13 protein-coding genes and 1 pseudogene are annotated in these 19020 nt (G+C 46.7%); 8 read left to right on the top strand and 6 right to left on the bottom strand.

Translation table 11 applies throughout. The features are described 5' to 3' along the window. On the top strand, positions 1–367 hold a 367-nt coding region (locus HMPREF9140_RS08940; protein ID WP_006953419.1), incomplete at its 5' end, for an HU family DNA-binding protein. A gap of 319 nt (positions 368–686) precedes the next feature. Here the strand turns inward: HMPREF9140_RS08940 and HMPREF9140_RS08945 are convergent. Then, positions 687–1598, bottom strand: coding sequence for an AraC family transcriptional regulator (locus tag HMPREF9140_RS08945; protein ID WP_238300646.1), 912 nt, complete (start codon positions 1596–1598; stop codon positions 687–689). A gap of 200 nt (positions 1599–1798) precedes the next feature. On the opposite strand from HMPREF9140_RS08945, the gene HMPREF9140_RS08950 reads away from it, so the two are divergent. The 3 genes from HMPREF9140_RS08950 to HMPREF9140_RS08960 all read left to right on the top strand — a co-directional run bounded on the left by HMPREF9140_RS08950 (position 1799) and on the right by HMPREF9140_RS08960 (position 7497). After that, complete coding sequence (locus tag HMPREF9140_RS08950) at positions 1799–2941, top strand: efflux RND transporter periplasmic adaptor subunit (protein WP_006953423.1); 1143 nt, start codon at positions 1799–1801, stop codon at positions 2939–2941. Positions 2942–2980: 39 nt separating this feature from the next. Further along, positions 2981–6097, top strand: coding sequence for an efflux RND transporter permease subunit (locus HMPREF9140_RS08955; RefSeq protein WP_006953424.1), 3117 nt, complete (start codon positions 2981–2983; stop codon positions 6095–6097). Between the two features lie 62 nt (positions 6098–6159). Further along, positions 6160–7497: a TolC family protein gene (locus HMPREF9140_RS08960; RefSeq protein WP_006953425.1), complete on the top strand. Its 1338-nt coding sequence runs from the start codon at positions 6160–6162 to the stop codon at positions 7495–7497. A 334-nt stretch (positions 7498–7831) separates the two neighbouring features. Here HMPREF9140_RS08960 and HMPREF9140_RS10865 read toward each other — a convergent pair. From HMPREF9140_RS10865 to HMPREF9140_RS08980, 4 genes and pseudogenes are all read right to left on the bottom strand, one after another. After that, positions 7832–8091 (bottom strand): annotated as a pseudogene (locus tag HMPREF9140_RS10865) (phage integrase SAM-like domain-containing protein); the annotation flags it as partial. A gap of 370 nt (positions 8092–8461) precedes the next feature. Continuing rightward, complete coding sequence (locus HMPREF9140_RS08970) at positions 8462–9475, bottom strand: FKBP-type peptidyl-prolyl cis-trans isomerase (RefSeq protein ID WP_006953429.1); 1014 nt, start codon at positions 9473–9475, stop codon at positions 8462–8464. Between the two features lie 79 nt (positions 9476–9554). Beyond that, on the bottom strand, positions 9555–10466 hold the full coding sequence (locus HMPREF9140_RS08975) for an FKBP-type peptidyl-prolyl cis-trans isomerase (RefSeq protein ID WP_006953438.1): 912 nt from the start codon (positions 10464–10466) through the stop codon (positions 9555–9557). A 28-nt stretch (positions 10467–10494) separates the two neighbouring features. After that, positions 10495–11100, bottom strand: a complete 606-nt coding sequence (locus tag HMPREF9140_RS08980) for an FKBP-type peptidyl-prolyl cis-trans isomerase (RefSeq protein WP_006953439.1) — start codon at positions 11098–11100, stop codon at positions 10495–10497. A 147-nt stretch (positions 11101–11247) separates the two neighbouring features. Here HMPREF9140_RS08980 and HMPREF9140_RS08985 point away from each other — a divergent pair, with 147 nt between their 5' ends. The 3 genes from HMPREF9140_RS08985 to HMPREF9140_RS08995 are packed head-to-tail and all read left to right on the top strand — an operon-like array spanning position 11248 to position 14552. Continuing rightward, positions 11248–11946 (top strand): SIR2 family NAD-dependent protein deacylase, encoded by a 699-nt coding sequence (locus tag HMPREF9140_RS08985; protein ID WP_006953440.1) that lies wholly within the window; start codon positions 11248–11250, stop codon positions 11944–11946. Beyond that, positions 11943–12554 carry a glutathione peroxidase gene (locus tag HMPREF9140_RS08990; protein WP_006953441.1) on the top strand — a complete coding sequence of 204 codons (612 nt, stop codon included), beginning with the start codon at positions 11943–11945 and terminating at the stop codon, positions 12552–12554. The genes HMPREF9140_RS08985 and HMPREF9140_RS08990 overlap by 4 nt, the downstream gene beginning before the upstream one ends. Positions 12555–12557: 3 nt before the next feature. Then, entirely contained in the window at positions 12558–14552 is a 1995-nt protein-coding gene (locus tag HMPREF9140_RS08995; protein ID WP_006953442.1) for a helix-hairpin-helix domain-containing protein, read from the top strand. Between the two features lie 473 nt (positions 14553–15025). Here the strand turns inward: HMPREF9140_RS08995 and HMPREF9140_RS09000 are convergent, their stop codons facing one another. Then, entirely contained in the window at positions 15026–16417 is a 1392-nt protein-coding gene (locus HMPREF9140_RS09000) for a right-handed parallel beta-helix repeat-containing protein (protein WP_238300644.1), read from the bottom strand. A gap of 643 nt (positions 16418–17060) precedes the next feature. Between HMPREF9140_RS09000 and HMPREF9140_RS09005 the strand changes: the two genes are divergently transcribed. Further along, positions 17061–18671, top strand: a complete 1611-nt coding sequence (locus tag HMPREF9140_RS09005; RefSeq protein WP_006953444.1) for a phosphatase PAP2 family protein — start codon at positions 17061–17063, stop codon at positions 18669–18671. The last annotated feature ends 349 nt before the right edge of the window (positions 18672–19020 follow it).

The following is a 19020-nucleotide window of genomic DNA, read 5'->3' on the forward strand; positions in this document are numbered from 1 at the left end:
TCGCAAAGGGCAAAAGGCGTATGGGGCCGAACCCAAGGCTCCGCTCAAGTTCTCTCAGGAATGGCTCATCGACCGCATCGTTCGCGAAACGTCGTTGAGCGAGGGCGATGTTCGCAACGTTCTCATCACGCTGAAGAACATCATCAAAGAAGTGGTTACTCTGGGAGGTTCGCTCGACTTGGGCGACATCTTTTCGCTTCGCACCACGATACCCTCGAAGATGGAGGTGAAAGAGGAAGACGTATGTGCCACCTCGCTGAAACGTCCGCGAATACTGGTGCGCTGGAAGCAGCCCATCAGTGATGCTCTGAAGAAAATCGAAGTTGAGGTGGATAACCCCAAACGTAAGGAGAAAAAGGGTAGTTAAACGTCCCCGACCCCGGTCATCCCCAAAGCGCGGAGGAACCGAACAGTTCTATTCATGCAGGGGCGATTATGAAAGGGTGAAAAGATGCCGATGCCATACGAGCGGGCATGCTTTTCACCCTTTTGCTTTGCTATTCTTAAAAGTGATAGCAGGGATGCCGGCCGCGTGTGCTTGCATCCCTTCTTTGTGTTTGATGCTATAATTACCGCCTTGCGTAATCTAAGCCTACATAGCGTCGCATCTGGATTTGAACTATAATATCTGGCTTGGAGATGAGGATTTCAACCAATGAGAGGATTCTCTTCTTGTGAAGTTTCAGTTACTTGATATATTGTCGCCGGTATTCAAGCGGGCTGCATCCGAGATGGTCCTTGACATATTTGCCAAAGAAGCTCGTGTTGGGAAATCCGAGCTTGTTACTGATTTCCTTTACGCTCATCTCTGTCGTACGGAGATAGTTGGTGATGGCAGCGAGGGTGTATTCCTGTATCCATTCGTTGGCAGTCTTGCCCGAATTTTTCTTGCTGATGACGGTCAGGTATTTGGCAGAGATGCATAGCTGTGTCGCATAGAATTCGACGGTGCTGTGCTTGGCTTCCGTTGTTTGCAGGAGTTCGAGAAATTGATTGAAGAGCGACACGTTCTGCCTTGGGGCCACAGTCCCTGTCTCCGTGTGCTTCCGCAGAACGTTGCAGAAGCCTATAAGGACAGAACTGATAATGCCACGTAGCACCTCTGCCCTGTATTCTGCCTCTGCAGCGTCCTCCTCCTTCTTTTCCAAGCAGAGTTTCAGAAGGTCGTAGGTTTTCTCGTAGAAGATGAAGTCAGACTCTTCCATTTCTATCACGTTTAACTTCCTGACGTAGGTGAGCTGATTCCACACGTTGATGTAGCTGCGCAGGACTATTTGCAGCATGCGATTGGTAATACATACGGCTTGGTATTCAAAGTCGGGCGACACCATGATGTTGTCCAGCGACATCTCCGGTGGACAAATGAATAGCTGGTTGGCGTGTATGTTGAGTACCTGCCCGTTCACGGCTATCTGGCATTTCCCCCTTTTGCAGAATGCCAGAAGGTTCATGTTCGTATAAACGGCATCGGGCATGCCCAGCAGCTTCACGTTGTCGATGACAATGAGGTTGTCGTCTACGTAGTCGGGAGTAATTTTGAAGTTGTCCGTCTGCTGACTCAGGAGAATCTCTGTTTCGGTTGTTCTATTTCTCTTCATTGTGTGGAATAGCTGTGTGAATGTTCTTTTCGATTGCAAAATTATACCAACCCATCCGGACATGATGTTTCTTTTGGGAACGATTGTGTCTTATTTCGCCTTATATTCCCACTAAGGCAGTCTTAGTTCTGTTTTTGAACGTTCGTTATGTTTTCCGAATATCTAGTTTTGCCGCCAAGAAAACAAACAGCAAAAATGATATGATGAAGACAAAGATTATGATTGCCCTGTCTGCCCTCTCGCTGCTCACGGTTTCGTGCGGCAGGCAGAAGCAGCAGGAAGAGAATGTAGTCCGGGTAAAGACCATGGAGGTAGCTGCCACGTCGCTCTACGGTGGTCAGACTTATTCCGGTACCATCGAGGAGAACAACGGTGTCAGCCTTAGCTTCCCCGTGGGTGGAACGGTGAAGCAGCTGAACATTGCCGAAGGGCAGAGTGTAGCCGCCAGCCAACTCGTTGCTGTGCTGGATGCTACCACCCTTGGTTATCTCGTTTCGGCCTCGTCGGCAACCGTAGGACAAGCGCAGGCTGCCGTAGGACAGGCACATGTAGGCCTTGCCCAGGCAGAGAAGTCGGCAGCTCAGGCCTTAGATGCCTACAAGCGTATGAAGCTGCTCCACGACAATGGTTCCCTACCCGAGATAAAATGGGTAGAGGTGCAGACCCGTTACCAGCAGGCGCAGGATGCCGTCAACCAGGTGCGCCAGCAAGTTAGTCAGGCTGAAGCTGCCGTACAGACCGCCAAGGCACAGAAGAACATCTCTCTGAAGAATCTCCACGACACGCGCCTCTACGCCCCATCCTCAGGCTATATCTCCAAGAAGTTCACCGAGGTAGGGCAGAACATCGCTCCGGCACAGCCCGTGGCAATGCTCGTGGATATTCGTCAAGTTAAGGTGAAAATCAGTGTTCCTGAAGATGAGATAGCCCGAGTAAGGCTTGGGCAGACGCTTCGCTTCACGGTGTCGTCTCTCCCCGGCAAGTCGTTCACGGCACGGGTGACGGAGAAAGGTGTCGCTGCCGATCCTATCACCCGTTCGTATGAGGTGAAGGCATTGGCCGATAACGCCGACCGAAAGCTCCTCCCGGGTATGGTTTGTGATGTCTATGCCCAGCAGGCTTCGCCTACAGCCGCCTTCATCCTGCCTGCCAACATCATTCAGATAGATGTGGATAATCGCCCCTTCGTGTGGACGGTTGTGGGCGGAGTGGCCCGCAAGACGTCCGTGATGCTTGGTGAGAGTGTCGGCGACAATGTCCAGATAGTGGGTGGATTGTCGTCCAAAGACAGGATTATTGTGGAAGGACAGCAGAAAGTAAGTAACGGGATGAGGGTGGAGTAGACCCTTTCGGGTTAGCCCGAGAATAAAAAGATAGCTTCAATGAAAAAGAAATGCAACATAGTAGAATGGGCGATGCACTATCGGCAGATAGTCATCCTCATTACGAGTGTCTTGGTAGCTTTCGGCGTTTTCGCTCTCGCCAGGATGAATAAGAATGAGTTTCCCGACTTCACGGTGCGGCAGGGCGTTGTCGTCGCTGCCTATCCCGGCGCCACGGTCAGCGAGATGGAAAAGCAGGTGACGAAGCCTCTGGAAAATTACATCTTCACCTACAAGGAGGTGAAGAAAGCAAAGACCAAGTCCTACACCCAAGATGGACTCACCATCGTGCAGGTGGAGCTCAACGATGACATCGACGGTGCCGATAAGGAAAACTTCTGGAGCCGCTTCAAACTAGGTGTCCAACAGTTCAAGTCGTCGCTCCCTTCGGGTGTCCTCGCCCTGCAGGTGCAGGACGACTTTGGCGATGCCTCCTCGCTGCTTGTCACAATGGAGAGCAACGAGAAAACCTATCGCGAGCTAAATAACTATATGGACGACCTAAAGGAGCGGCTGCGCAACATCGAAAGTGTGGGCCGACTCAATGTCTATGGTGGCCAGCAGGAGCAAATCAGCGTCTATGTGGACACGCGAAAGCTGGCCCAGTATGGCATTGGACAGTCGCTAGTCTCATCGGCCCTGATGTCCAATGGCTTCAACACCACTGCCGGCTCACAAGCCACGCCCCGTTATGAGGCACCAATTCATGTGATCCGCTCGCTGAATATGGTTAACGATGTGGAGCAGATGATTGTCTATTCCAGTCCCGACGGCAATGTCGTCCGTGTAAAGGACATCGCCACCGTCCGCCACGAGTATCCTTCTCCCACCACCTTTGTCACCAATAACGGCAAGAAGTGTCTCGTCCTTAGCATCGAGATGAAGAAAGGCCGCAGCATTACCGATATGGGTGCGGCCGTGAAGAAGCAGATTGACGAGTTCCGCCACACCCTCCCCAAGGAGGTCAACATGTACACCATCACCGACCAGAGCCAGGTAGTGAGCGACTCGGTAGTCAATTTCCTCAAGGAACTTCTCATCGCCATCATCGCCGTGGTCGTTGTCGTGTTGCTGCTGATGCCCGTGCGTGTCGCCTTGGTGGCAGCCAGTACCATCCCAATCAGCATTTTCATTTCCCTCGGCCTGTTCTATGCTTTCGGCATAGAAATCAACACGGTGACTCTGGCTGCCCTCATCGTGACGTTGGGAATGATAGTAGACAACTCCATTGTTATCATCGACAACTATATGGAACTCCTTGCAGAGGGTATGAGCCGCTGGGATGCGAGCATCAAGAGCGCGAGCCACTTCTTCAAGTCCATCCTCACAGCCACGCTAGCCATCTCCATCACCTTCTTCCCCCTATTGCTGACGATGACGGGCATGTACCACGACTTCCTCTTGTTCTTCCCGTGGGGCATCACGATAGTCCTCCTGGTGTCGCTCCTCGTGGCCGAACTAATTACACCCTTCCTGCAGTTCTACTTCATCCGCGAGCCCATCCGTGAGCGGATCGGCGAGGATGGTAAGCCACGCTTCTCCTTCCTCAATCTGATGCAGAAATATTTCGACCGACTCATCGACTTCTGTTTTCGCCATCCTTACGGCGTGGTGGGCACGGCTGTCGTGTCGGTATTGGCAGGCGCAGTACTCATCACCATTCTGCCACAGAAGATGATGCCTACGGCCGAGCGCAACCAATTTGCCGTGGAAATATATCTTCCTACGGGCACCTCGCTAGACAGGACGACAGCCATTGCTGACTCCTTGGAGCACATACTGCGCAAGGACAGCCGCATCGTCTCCATTGCCTCCTTCAAGGGAACAGCCTCGCCTCGCTTCCAGACCTCCTATGCCCCACAGTTCGGAGGTAAGAACTATGCCCAGTTCATTGTCAACACCAAGGGCAACGATGCTACCCTGGGCGTACTTCACGACTACCGTATGCGTTACACCAATGCCTTCCCTGGCGCTTACGTGCGCTTCAAGCAGCTCAATTACAGTGCCGAGGGCAACTCTGTGGAGCTTCGCCTTTCGGGCGACAACTGGAACCAGCTGAAGCACACCGCCGATAGCATTACCCCGGTGTTCCGCTCCAATAAGCAGTTGATACTCTCTCGCAATGACGTTGAAGAACCTTTGCTCACCACCGATATCCATCTGGACGAGCAAAAAGCAAACCGTCTCGGTGTGAACAATACCCTCGTGGAGCTGACGATGGCCACCCGCTATAACAACAGCGGCATTCCCCTAACGACGATATGGGACGGCGACTATGGTATGCCTGTGGCTTTGAAGAGTAGCAAGGCCGACCGTGCCACCATTGCCGACATTGCCAATGAGCCGATTCCCATTGCCGGTGGACTGCGCACCGTCCCCCTGCGGCAGATAGCAAAAGTCTCACCCCGCTGGGAGGACGGGCAGATATGCCATCGCAATGGCCGACGCACCATCACTATCATGGCCGACGTAGTGGAAGGTGTGAACGTTATGGCTGTGACAACCGAACTACAGAAACAAATCAATCCCGACCGTCTCCCTAAGGGCATCTCCGCCGAGTGGGGCGGCGAGTATGAGCAGGCCAACGAGGCCAATCCACAGATTCTGAATGGCTTGCTCATCAGTGTTGTCGTCATCTTCTTCCTGATGCTCGCCCACTTCCGCAAGATAAGTACGGCGATCCTCTTGCTCGTCTCGCTCTCCTTGGTGCTCTTCGGTACGGCAATGGGCGTGCTCATTCCAGGCAGTGAGTTTTCGCTGACGTGCTACCTCGGTGTCATCTCGCTGATGGGTATCCTCGTCCGCAACGCCATCATCATGTACGACTATGCCGAGGAACTCCGCGAGACCGAGCATCTGACGGCCCACCAGGCCATCCAGCTGAGTGCCAAGAGGCGTATGCGCCCCATCTTCCTCACCTCTGCAGCTGCCTCCATGGGTGTTGTCCCGATGATGCTGGGCGGCTCTGGCCTGTGGGCCCCGATGGGCAACGTCATTTTCTTTGGTACGATGATCACGATGGTCTTCATCCTCACCATCCTCCCAATAGGCTATTGGCTCCTAATGAGCGGCTCCACAAGGAAGCGCGCCAAGAGCCTGGCGTTGGAAGAAGAATAGTCTTGAGTTAGGAATCTTGGATCAGAAGTTTCACTTCTTGACTCCACAACATATCGAAAACAATGAAAAGAAATATCATTCTGGCCCTCTCTCTTCTCATGAGTCTCACCCTCAGCGCCCAACAGCAGCTCACCCTCGAACAGATGAAGGCTTGCGCGCTGGCACACAACATCAATATTCGAACAGCCGACAATGCCATCCTTCAGGCCCGTGAGCAGAAAAAGGAAGCCTATACAAACTACTTCCCGCAGATAAGTGCCGTAGGAATAGGCTTCAAGACCACCACCGATGCGCTGAAGGCAGACATGAAGCTCTCCGAGTTGTTGCCCTCGTCGCTTGCCGCCGCCCTGCCAAGCGGTCTTGCCGCCACACTTCCTTCCACTCTCCCCGTGTCGATGGTGGACAAGGGCGTCATCGTAGGCGTCACCGCCATTCAGCCCATCTTTGCCGGTGGACAAATCGTCAATGGCAACAAGCTCGCCAATGTGGGCGTGGAGGTGAGCGAGATACAACGTCACTTGTCGGCCAATACCGTGGAACTCACCGCTGAACAATACTACTGGCAAATCGTGTCGCTCAAAGAGAAGCGGCGCACCCTCGATGCCGTCGGTGAGATGCTGGTGAAGATAGAGAAGGATGCCGATCTTGCCGTAAATGCCGGCGTGGGCATGCGCAACGACCTCTTGCAGGTTCAACTGAAAGAAAACGACGTGGAGAGCAACAAGATCAAGCTCGATAACGCTCTGCGCCTCTCCCGTATGGTGTTGGCACAGTATATCGGGGCGGACGACAGCGTGGATGTCACCACCGCGGTGGACCCCGCCGTCCTGCCGCCCTTCCCGATGCTGAAGGTCGACCATACCGCAGCCGTCCCATCTACGCCCGAGTACCAACTTTTGCAGAAGAATGTGGAGGCCGCCATGCTCCAGCGCAAGATTGAGCAGGGCAAGCTCCTCCCTACCGTGGGTGTGGGTATTGGCTACAACTACTACAACATGGGCAGCGGACTAGACAACAACTTCGGCGCCGTCTTTGCCACCGTTTCCATCCCCATCTCCCAGTGGTGGGACGGCTCCCACGCCGTCAGGCGCCGTAGGCTGGCAGAGGACAATGCCCGGCAACAGTTGGCCGACAACGCCCAGTTGCTCCAGATACGGATGCAGAAAAACTGGAACGACGTGGATGATGCCTACAAGCAGCTCGTCCTTGCCAAAAAAGGCATTGAACAGAGTGAGGAGAATCTCCGTCTGAACCACAACTTCTATCAGGCAGGCACGATAACGATGAACGATCTCCTCGACGCACAGCAGCAGTATCAGCAGTGCCGCGACCGCTACACCGATGCCTATGCCGCTTTGCAGACAAAGATATTGGAATATGAACAGAGCGTGGGAAAATAATTCAATATAAAAGAAAACAATTAGAAAGATGTTCCATAAATGATCGTAGAATGTAGTCAGAGTGTAGTAATGAATATGCTATCCACTGGCTACATTCTAATTATTTTTCTTTCAACATATTACCTTTTATCGTAGTTATGTAGTAGGATGATATCGGTGAAAGAGAAAGGATATCCAATAATCAGTTATCTGCATTACCAAACAAGAATATAGACTTTATGAACGCTGCCTCAATCAAAAGTTCCTTTTCACTTTGCCGATTGCCTGGCGATGAGCCTATCTATTTGGCAATGCTCTCTATGGGAATACCTGCACTTAAACTCATCGTGCCGAAATCACCCTTTTGGAGAAAGCATATCGTCTTTTCTGCTTTCTCATACTTGGTATTCTCAAAGGGATTGCAACGGGTCATCCTATGGCTGACTGCACAGCACGGTATATCAACTTGCTCAACCAATAAAGGTAGCGATTCAGGGTTTCTGTTGCCAATCCTCGTCTTTTCCAGATAGAAGCGATATTCTTCAAAGAAGTCTTCGCTTATAGTGGTTATGTATATATTTATCACCCCTTGTACTTTACAAACTCCTTAAGTAGATAATTTGTTCTCCAAACTTGGATAATCGATTCTCCAGGTTGGAATAATCAATTCTCCAGACTTGTATAACCAATTCTCTGAACTTGTATAATAAATTATACAGCTGTGTATAATTAGTTTATGTATACCTACTATTCCCTCTATACATACTAAAGAAGGATACGACTGCCATAATAAATAAAAGGGAATAAAGCCCAAACTAAAAGTTTTGCAAAACCTAAACGTGTCTTTGTCGCTTTAGAACTAGTTCAGCGGAAGTTTTGCTAATAATAAAGAAAACCGGAACTATCTTCCTTGGCTCGAAGTATAGTTCCGGTTAGAAAAGAAGAGAGTGTATTTGATTTGTCTTTCCTTTCAGAAGGCAAAAACTTATTTGCGAGTACGAACCGACTTCTGCGGTGCAGACTTCTTTGATGATTTCACCGTGGAAGTGGAATTCTTTAAAGATTTCGTAACGGGAATATCATTGCTTTCGGTAACCTTGGGCCTTTCGACAATGCTTTGCAATTCGAGGGTAAAAATGAGGGCCGAATAGGGGGCGATGTCTCGACCTGCACCGCGTTCGCCATAAGCTAACTCCTGTGGAATGTATATCTCCCATTTCGAACCTGACGGCATGAGCATCAGGGCTTCGCGCCAACCTTGGATGAGACCTTTCACACCGAAAGTGTCGTGAGCAGTATTATGGCGCGAGGTTGCATCGAACACCTTGCCGTCAATGGTTCTACCTTCATAAATCACGTTAACACGGTCGTCTATATCGGGCTTAGGGCCTGTTCCAAGGGTTATGATTCTGTATTGAAGTCCGTTAGGCAAGGTAACTACCTCTGGGCGTAGCTTATTTTCGGCGAGGAACTTTTCACCGGCTGCTTTGTTGGCCTGATCCTTCTGCTGTTTGAGCTGGTTGATTTTGTTTTGATAGAAATGTTCGGCCTCGGTTTGTTTGAACATACCGGAATCTTGCTGCAGCGAGGCTATGAAGCCTTGGTAGATTATATCGGCATCTATTTTCTCTACACCTTCAAATTGCGAGATAACTCCGGGGAGCATATTCTTTTCGACTTGTTTGGCAATGTCGAGACCGGTAGAATAGGCTGTGAACATGGAGTCTTTGCGATGGGCGATTCCTTCGCGCAGACCGCGCATGAATTCGGGCATTTGTGCCGGCGTTATCCCGACGTTCTGTGTAAGATACATTTCAAGTCCGCGTGTCATAGCCATTCCGGCTGCATATGAAATCGAGTCGGCCTGTGTGCGTAGGGCGGCTTTCTCGACTATTACTTGCTGAAGGGGTTTCTTTTGTTTTTTCTTGTCTTTCGCCTCGACAGTGGTGAATGCGGTGGTGGCGATGAGGAATGCTGAGAGTAGGAATATCTTTTTCATTTCGATTTGATTTTAGGATAAGAATAAGGCCGAGTTAAAAGAAACTCGACCCTATCATTCTCATGAAACAGTAAGATTCTTAGTTTGCTTTAGGTGATGGGGCAACTTCAGCCTTTGGTGCCTCGGGAGCTTTCTCGATTGACAGTAGCTCAACTGTGAAAATGAGAGTTGAAAATGGCTTGAGATCAGGACTGGGCTGCTGTGCTCCGTATCCTGCGCTGTAGGGGATGTAAATTTCCCATTTTGAACCTACTGGCATGTGAGTCAGGGCTTCGGTGAATCCGGGAATGACTCCGCTTACTGGCATGCTGGCATTATCGCGCTTGTCAAATTCTTTTCCTTCGAGCGTTTTACCGACGTAGTTTATCTTAACCATATCGGTTGCCTTAGGCATTGCACCTGTTCCCTTTTTGAGTTCTTTGTACTGAACACCTTTGGCTAATTTGACAACCCCTTCTTTCTTAGCATTTGCGGCCATGAAGGCGTCGCTCTTCTTCTTGTTTGCACCGTAGGTTTTCTCGGCGGCCTTAGCCTGGATTGCCTGTGATGTGTTCTGTTCGATTGTACGGGCCTGCTCAACGGTCATCTTCTTATAATCGCCCTTTGCACTGGCAGCAAATCCGGCAAGGAAGTTGTTCAGCGAAACAGTTTTTGTTGTGTCTTCGCCGAAAATCTGCTTGTTGATTTGATTTTTGATAACCATGTTCATTTGCATTCCCACACCAATACCTGCATTGTAGGCTGCTTTCTTTTTGTCGTCGGTGTTTTGCGCGCCATCGTTCATTCCTTTGATGAACTCATCGATGTAGGCTGTGTCGATGTCCATCTGCTGGAGATACTGCTTTACGTTTTGGCCCTGGTCTATTCCGAAGGCATAACTCAGTGAGTCAACATCTGATTTCATTTCCTCCTTGGGAGTAGATGAATTGCCGCATGCAGAGAATACTCCTGCAGCGATAGCCATTGCGGCTAGAATTGAAAGATTCTTCATTTTCTGTTATATGGTTTTAATTATGACTTTAAACAACTTCAATTAGTTCGACATCGAACACTAACGCTGCAAACGGCGGGATGGACGAGCCGGCTCCACGCTCACCATAGGCCAGATTATAGGGAATGAAGAAACGATATTTTGCTCCTTCCTGCATAAGCTGAACCCCCTCTGTCCATCCAGCAATCACTTGGTTAAGCCCGAATGTGGCTGGCTCCCCTCTATCGTATGAGCTGTCGAACTTGGTACCATCTATAAGCGTTCCTTCGTAATGACATTTCACACGGTCGGTTGCTTTCGGCTGCTTACCATTACCTTCACGAAGCACCTGATATTGTAATCCAGACGGAAGAACTATCACACCTTCTTTCTGGGCGTTATCCGACAAAAAATCTTCGCCAACCTGACGGAAAGCTTTGTTTGCCTCAGTATCTACAGCCTGCTGTTTTTCCTCCTGTTCTTGAAAGAATTTCTGCACGAGTTGCTGCGCCTCAGTTTCGTCTACTTTTAAATCTGCGCCAGAAAGAACGTCTTTAATGGCTTGTGCGAAATCATCGATGCTCAGTTCCTTCGCTCCCATATTAGCGAGTTGGGAACCGATTCCGATGCCCAATGCATAGCTTAGTTTATTCATTATTTTAATTATTTCTGTAAAATGATTTGCAAAGATAGGGTATTGAGTAGAAAGAGTGGAAACCATCAATTTAAAATTGACTAAATTTGCCTGGCGTACAAATAGCCTACTTTAAGTCGAAATAAATCAGAAATCAAACGACAAATTATGAGAAAAATAGTGTTCCTAACCGGAGCAGGAATGTCAGTAGAAAGCGGATTCAAAACTTTCCGCGGCAATGACGGACTGTGGGAAAATTATCCGGTTGAACAAGTGGCAACACACGAAGGATGGGAAAACAATCCAACACTCGTCACCAACTTTTACAATATGTTGCGAAAGAAACTCTATGATGCCGAACCCAATAAAGGACATAAGTTGATTAAAGATTTGGAAGAAAACTACAAAGTGACTGTTATAACACAGAACGTAGACAATCTGCACGAGAAGGCCGGCTCGACAAACGTGATTCATCTGCATGGCGAACTCACTAAGGTTTGCTCAAGCCGAGAACCATATAATCCAGAATACATTCGCGAACTCACGCCTGAGAATTGCGAGATTACACCAGGGATGCTAGCCGGCGATGGTAGTTTACTTCGTCCGTTCATCGTGTTCTTCAACGAGAACGTACCCATGATTGAACCCGCTGCCGAGGTTACTTCCAAAGCTGATATTTTCGTCATAGTCGGAACATCGCTCAATGTCTATCCAGCCGCCGGTCTTGTTCAATACGTCCCAGCCACCGCACCTATTTTTCTAATCGACCCCGAAGAAGTAAATGCGTCGGGCTGGCGGAATATAACTCATATAAAAAAAGGTGCGAGTCAAGGAATGGAAGAATTAATTCAAGAATATAGGATATGAAAAGACTGTTATTATTTTTTCTCTGCACCCTACTGACTTTGTCGCTCTCGGCGCAGAAAAACGTGTACAAGCTAAGCGTGAAAGATGGGAGCGGAAAAGTCGTCAAGCTCAAAGACTATAAAGGAAAGGTACTCTTAGTTGTAAACACAGCAACCAAATGCGGATTCACCCCGCAATATGAAGAGCTACAACGCCTCTACGACACCTACAAAGCACAAGGTTTCGAAATTCTTGACTTTCCTTGTAACCAGTTTGGCGAACAGGCCCCAGGGACATTCAAGGATATACATTCGTTCTGCACATCAACCTACGGAACAACTTTCACACAATTCGAGAAAATCGATGTGAACGGCCCTAATGAATCGCCGTTATACACGCTCCTGAAATCGAAACAACCTTTCAAAGGATTCGACACCAACACGAAAACCGGAAAATTCTTGGATGAAAAGTTCCATAAGGAGAATCCCAACTACGCCAAAGACCCATCAGTAAAATGGAATTTCACCAAGTTCCTAATTGACCGAAACGGAAATATCATAGACCGATTCGAACCCACAGTAGATATGAAAGACGTCGAAACGGGAGTTCGAACTGCACTCAAACTCTAATTAATGAAAGAATATCTCTTTGCGCTCATTCTTCTCCTAATCGCCCCGACACTAAAAGCACAGCAACCACATGATTGGGAGAAATTCTACGATGAACTCGCCTCTCAACAAGACGACAACAATGACTCGCGCGAAGAGATATTCGAAATACTATCCGAACTCGAAGAAAACCCCATAAACCTCAATACCGCAACAAAAGAAGACCTCGAACGTATTCCCTTTCTAACCGCTGAACAAATAGAAGATATTCAAGCCTACATCTATCGTTATCATGGAATACACACTCTGAGCGAACTAATGCTCATCGAATCGTTAGATGCAACAAGACGCAACTTACTAGCCAATTTCGTCTACGTGCAAATTGACGAATCTCTACGTCCATACCCTTCCCTCCACCAAATAGCAACCCAAGGTACGCATACCCTCATTGGGACCGGTCGGATTCCATTCTACGATAGGCAAGGCGACCGAAATGGATATCTTGGATATAAATATTCACACACTCTGCGATACAACTTTCACTACCGTGACTACTTCCAACTTGGGTTCGTTGGTTCACAAGATGCCGGAGAACCATTCTTTGCCCAACGAAACGCTATTGGCTACGACCACTACAGCTTCTATGCCGAAATACGTCGATTAAAAGTGATAGAGAATCTTGTCGTAGGTCGATACAAAGCCAACTTCGGCTATGGATTAGTCATAAGCAGTTACTTCAATCTCGGAAAAACCGCCGCCTTATCATCACTCGGCAGACAGAGCAACACCATCCGTCCCTACGCCTCGCGTTCGCAAGCGAAATATCTTCAAGGTGCAGCTGCAACAATCCGAATAGCTCCTAATCTAAAACTCTCCACCCTACTCTCGCACCGACCCGTAGACGCAACACTAAATCCCGACGGAACCATAAAAACCCTCCTCAAAACAAACTATCACCGAACACCCAAAGAAATGGAACGAAAAAACAATGCCACACAAACCCTACTCGCAACCAATCTTAATTTCCAACATAACGCCCTACACATAGGAGCCACAGCCCTATTCACCCGATTATCAAGACAACTCTCGCCAGACATTTCAAAAGCATATCTCCGCAATAATCCCACAGGAAATAATTTCTGGAATATAAGTCTAGACTACTCCATAAGCCGTCCTCGCTTGAGCATAGCTGGCGAAACTGCAACCGGCAAAAGCGGTGGCATTGCTACTATAAACAAACTCTCATGGCGTACAACCGAAACCATCTCGCTCCTTGCCATACAGCGATATTATGCCTACAAATATTCCTCTCTCCTAGCCGAAAGTTTCAGCGCAGGTGGCAACACGCAGAATGAAAGCGGACTACTCATCGGCGCAAACTATAACCTTGGAAGTATCCTAACTATACTCTTCTACACCGACTACGCCTACTTCTCTCATCCCCGATTCCGCGCCCACACAGCAAGTCATGCCTGGGATAATATGCTCTCTATAGCCTACACCATCAAACATATAACTATCTCGGCACGCTACCGGCTGAAAATCGACGAGAAAGATGCCCCCAAGACTAAAATTCTAACCCAAGAAACAACCCAACGGGCGCGCCTGTCCCTGGCATACTCTAACATCCATTGGCAAACCCAAACTCAATTCAATCTAACTCATTGCAACCGCCCTACTCCCAGCTTGGGTTACATGATTTCTCAAGCTATCGTATGGCATCCAACCGACGTCATCTCCCTCAATACCCTGCTAGGCTATTTCCACACCGATAACTTCGCCACCCGAATATATATCTACGAGCGTGGCCCCCGCTATACACTCAACTTCCCCTCCTTTTTCGGTAAAGGTTTCCACTATGCATTCATGTGCACTGCCAATCTAACGAAGCACCTCATGTTATTGCTCAAACTTTCCACTACAAAATATTTCGACCGTTCTCACATCTCCTCCGGTCTGCAACAGATAGATCACTCCTCGAAAATCGACCTTGACCTCCAGCTCCGCTATAAATTCTAATCCTCTTTCCTTTAATATCGGGTGTCCTAGAATAAGAATTGTTCAATTTACACCAAATTGGTCATTAGAAAATTAAAGGGAATAGTAGTCTTTAGACCTAATGACCAATTTGGGATTAACAAAGCGAGTGTAACACCATTGTATAAGAGTATACTACACCTTTGCCTAAAGGTGTAGTATACCTTTGACGAAGAGTGTAGTACACCTTTAGTGAAGGGTGTAGTACACCCCTGGCGAAGAGTATTCATTTGTAACTCTTTGCTTGCAAAATATCTAATAACCGATTTGGGTTTATATATGTCTGTACACCTGTTTAAAGATCGATACGATACCTCTGCAAAAGCTCTCACACATTGAATTTATATTTAGTTCTCGCTACCCCGCATAACAAAAACGGCAAAAAAAGACCTTTACGTTCGTAGCATAAAGGTCAAATTTATAGAAAAGCTCTCGTCTTTAGATGCAGCACTACATCACTTCAATACTTTGTGGGTTCTAATAGTGCCATCACTATATCGAGTCACAACTATATTAATACCCTTAAAAGGTTCTTTGGCCTCAAAGCCCAGCAAGTTGAAGTAGCGAGTTCCGACAACTTGAGCAATGGGTACATCAGCCGTGTTGATTCCTGTTGACTGCCAGGCCGGCATAAAGATAACCTCACCTAAAACGTTGTTGTCGACTTTGTGGGTAACCACTTCTTCAATGCTTGCACTATCCTGGACTGTAACATTCCATTTATTGCCTTGTGCATAAACAATGTTGGGCCCATTGTTATAGAGATCATAAAGATGGTCGTTGTTACCGTTGTTGACAAATACATTCTCGCCCGGATTATAGTCGGCTGCCTGCCTGTCTTCGTTCTTCCCTGCATTCACTTCAGGTTTTCCGATGATGGTTATGCCCCAAAAACTGTTCTCGATATGGTTACCCTTAATGAAAACTTTACCTCCTCCGGCAGAGTTATATAGGCTGATTCCGCTTCCCCCATTTTGAGGGTTGCTCTCAAATTTGTTGTTGAGCAAATAGTTGTCTTCAATGTACAGATTCATTGCTCCGATCATGGCAATGCCGTAACGGTTGTTTTCAATGCGGTTATTTTTCAATACTACTTTACCGCTAAATGCCATGTTAAGCATATTGCTCACACCAATGCCGCCTGCCAACGTCGGCTCTCCAATACCTATAACAGTGTTATTGGATATTATCACGTCATAATCGCCGCCGCAGGTAAGATTGATTTGCGGACGGTTGCTTTTACCCGTCGTGTTACGCAGGAAATGACACTTATCAATAATCACACCTACAGGCATATTGGCTCCGCTACTAATGGCACTTACGATGTTATCTACAAAATAGCAGTTTCTGATAACATTACTGCCACCAGGCGCACTGAACGTAAGAGCACTACCCGTCGAAAGCTTACCATTGTAGAGCTTAAATGTGCAGTTCTCAATAGTGTAGCCATCATTAGAGCCGGATAGCGTCACCCCCACATATTCAAACGTTACATGCTGTAATCGACCATCTCCGCGCAGGCGAAAACCTTTAGGGTTCGAGCTATCAAGAACTCTTGTGACAGTAGCCGTGTCTACCGGAGCAAAATCGGCAACACCTTCAACAATCACCTCAACCTTATCGCCGAGTTTAATCACGTCGTTGCTTTGCAGGCGTAGCGTGTCCTTGTTACTGATCGTGAAATTCTGTTCTACGACATAAGCGCCGTCACTAAAAGTTACACCACTATTGCCAATACTTGCCAAGTCTGCAAAAGTGAACATCTTGCCGGTTCCAGGACTGACATATTGTGCTGAAGCCGATGTGGCAGCTATTGCTGCTAACATTAGAGAAAAAATCTTTTTCATAGGATGGAAAATTATATTGTTATTATACAATTAAAGAGTTAGCGATATGGGAGATGAGCGAAAAGATTCTGCTCGCAAGTTGTCACATCAAAACAAAGAATGTTTATAGGTGTGCTCACAAAGATAATGATTTGCTTTCGACAGTGATGATTATTACTTGTTTTGATTTATCTGGAAAACAGAAATATTGAAAAAGGAATTGGTATTTCTATACCCAAATAATACCGTATTCCGGGAAGAAAAAATAGTTCCCGCTCTCACACATTGAATTTTATATTTAGTTGCCGCTCTTATTTCAAAAAGCTATACGAAATCCAAGGCATTCCTGGGTAATCTTGACTGTATAAGGGCCTATTTACATCTTATTTCAGCGAATTAGACACAATGATTCGTGGATAGGATGATGTACAGAGGTCTCGATACATTTTGAAAATTACTTGCGAAACTTCCGCAAGACACGGACAACTTGATCTCATTTCTGCAGAACTTCCACAATACTCAAACCATTTGGTCTCTCACTTGCATCATAGCACCGTAATACCGATCAATCTAGCATACTATAGTTTTTAATTCTAATGCACTAGTGTTATTACCATTTCGCACTACATTTGCACGCACAATCTACACATTATATATATAAGATATGAAAGAATGGATACTACTTGTTATATATATTGTCGTCTGGCAAACTGCAAATGCAACTGAGCGTGATACTGTTTTTCAGATGGTTGAGCCAGATAGTGTAACGCTTCAGAAGCATATTCAAGAGGAATCTATAAAGCATAACATACCTTACATGGGATTGGGATTCGTCGCTGCAGGATTTATGACTGGAGCACAGAAGCATAATTTCAGACATCTGAGACATTATTATCAGCCGAATTTCAAAAGCAAATGGGATGATTACACGCAATATACTCCTCTGGCAGCAACATGGATTCTGAAATCTTCTGGTGTGGAAGGACGTAGTTCATGGGGTAGATTGGCAGTTAGTAATGCATTGTCGGGTTTAACAATGGCCCTCTTAGTGAATAGTTTGAAGCACACTACTAAAGAACTACGACCTGATGGGACTTCTTACAACTCCTTTCCATCAGGACACACAGCAACATCGTTTGTCTGTGCAACTATTCTTCATCGTGAATATGGCATGACACGTAGTCCATGGTATAGTATCGCAGGCTATTCAGTGGCAACCGCAACTGGTGTTTTCCGCATTCTTAATAACCGACATTGGATTAACGATGTGCTTGTTGGAGCTGGAATTGGGATAATCTCAACAGATATTGGGTATCTAGTTGGCGATCTTATATTCAAACATCGTGGTATCAAACATAGTCTTCTATCAAGAAATATGCCTAATTTATTGAGCCAACCTTCATTTTTAAGTGTTGGAGTACAGATGGGAATCGGACCAAATAGTCTGAATTGTCCGCCAATCTATGACGACTATGATGAAAATATGCACCCATTTGCACCTGGAGATGAATCGGGAGAGAGTCATCCGTTAGGACTTCAATTATATCTAGGCCATAGTTCGTCTCTAAATGTTGAATGTGCTTACTTCATGAATAAGTATATAGGCTTCGGCGGACGAATAAGAGCTACAGCAATACCAGTTACAGCAAATGTAAATCTGGACAATGGATTCGAGTATGACGTAAAAACTGGTCAGCGAGGGGCAAATATTATTAAGGATTATATACGCTTCGCAGGTGTGGAATCGAATCATATCGGAATGTTCGACTTCAATATCGGTCCATATTTAGCCTACCCCGTGAACAAACATTTTGGAATAGGAGCAAAACTGCTCATCGGAAACAGACTAACAACCGATTATAGAGTCGATGCAATAGTAGACCTCGACATAAATGGAATAAAACAACTCATAGAGTCATTCAACCCAAACGACAAAAACATATTCGAACATCCTGAAGAAAAACAAGAACTCCTAAATCTTCTTCAGAGATTCGGCGACGGAAAAGGAATCCACAACAAGGAATTCATGTCTATCAAAGCAAACAATTCACCTGTATTCAGCACAGGCTTATCGCTTACATGGGCCTATAAACTGGGAATGGCTTTCAGAATAAATCTTGACTACGATTATTCACATCCCGAATACATTTATCATCTGAAAAATCGCTGGCAAGAAGGTCCAGAAGGAGAAATAGTCGATATCGTCGACACATTTCGGCGCAGCACAAGCATAAACAATCTCAGTTTAGGACTCGGAATGACCCTCTTCTTCTAAGTCCCGATATTTTACAGATATACTATATTCTTTCTATGTAAACCTAATTACTTCTTTTAATTCTGCATCATCAAAATCTCCAAATATCTATCTCTTCCTAACTGAATATTGTTCCAAAAACATTCCAAACACCACGTTCCGTACAATAATCAAAATAACCCGCATAATTTTACAGCCAAAGTTCTTGCACGGGCCTATCTTTGCATTAGTTTTTTTAGTGGTTAATTTAGTTTTAGTATTGAGAGCCTTGGTTGATGTGAATCAATCAAGGTCTTTTTTATTTATGAGGGGAAATAAATAAAAACAGTGAGGAGCTTATAGAGTTTGTTCTGAAACGAAAAAGGATTCC

Source organism: Prevotella micans F0438 (assembly GCF_000243035.1).
Taxonomy (GTDB): Bacteria; Bacteroidota; Bacteroidia; order Bacteroidales; family Bacteroidaceae; genus Prevotella; species Prevotella micans.

Excerpts from the sequence above, each read along its gene's own strand:
- HMPREF9140_RS08945 (WP_238300646.1), bottom strand. The coding sequence starts at position 1,598 with ATGAAGAGAAATAGAACAACCGAAACAGAGATTCTCCTGAGTCAGCAG.
- HMPREF9140_RS08950 (WP_006953423.1), top strand. The coding sequence starts at position 1,799 with ATGATGAAGACAAAGATTATGATTGCCCTGTCTGCCCTCTCGCTGCTC.
- HMPREF9140_RS08955 (WP_006953424.1), top strand. The coding sequence starts at position 2,981 with ATGAAAAAGAAATGCAACATAGTAGAATGGGCGATGCACTATCGGCAG.
- HMPREF9140_RS08960 (WP_006953425.1), top strand. The coding sequence starts at position 6,160 with ATGAAAAGAAATATCATTCTGGCCCTCTCTCTTCTCATGAGTCTCACC.
- HMPREF9140_RS08970 (WP_006953429.1), bottom strand. The coding sequence starts at position 9,475 with ATGAAAAAGATATTCCTACTCTCAGCATTCCTCATCGCCACCACCGCA.
- HMPREF9140_RS08975 (WP_006953438.1), bottom strand. The coding sequence starts at position 10,466 with ATGAAGAATCTTTCAATTCTAGCCGCAATGGCTATCGCTGCAGGAGTA.
- HMPREF9140_RS08980 (WP_006953439.1), bottom strand. The coding sequence starts at position 11,100 with ATGAATAAACTAAGCTATGCATTGGGCATCGGAATCGGTTCCCAACTC.
- HMPREF9140_RS08985 (WP_006953440.1), top strand. The coding sequence starts at position 11,248 with ATGAGAAAAATAGTGTTCCTAACCGGAGCAGGAATGTCAGTAGAAAGC.
- HMPREF9140_RS08990 (WP_006953441.1), top strand. The coding sequence starts at position 11,943 with ATGAAAAGACTGTTATTATTTTTTCTCTGCACCCTACTGACTTTGTCG.
- HMPREF9140_RS08995 (WP_006953442.1), top strand. The coding sequence starts at position 12,558 with ATGAAAGAATATCTCTTTGCGCTCATTCTTCTCCTAATCGCCCCGACA.
- HMPREF9140_RS09000 (WP_238300644.1), bottom strand. The coding sequence starts at position 16,417 with ATGAAAAAGATTTTTTCTCTAATGTTAGCAGCAATAGCTGCCACATCG.
- HMPREF9140_RS09005 (WP_006953444.1), top strand. The coding sequence starts at position 17,061 with ATGAAAGAATGGATACTACTTGTTATATATATTGTCGTCTGGCAAACT.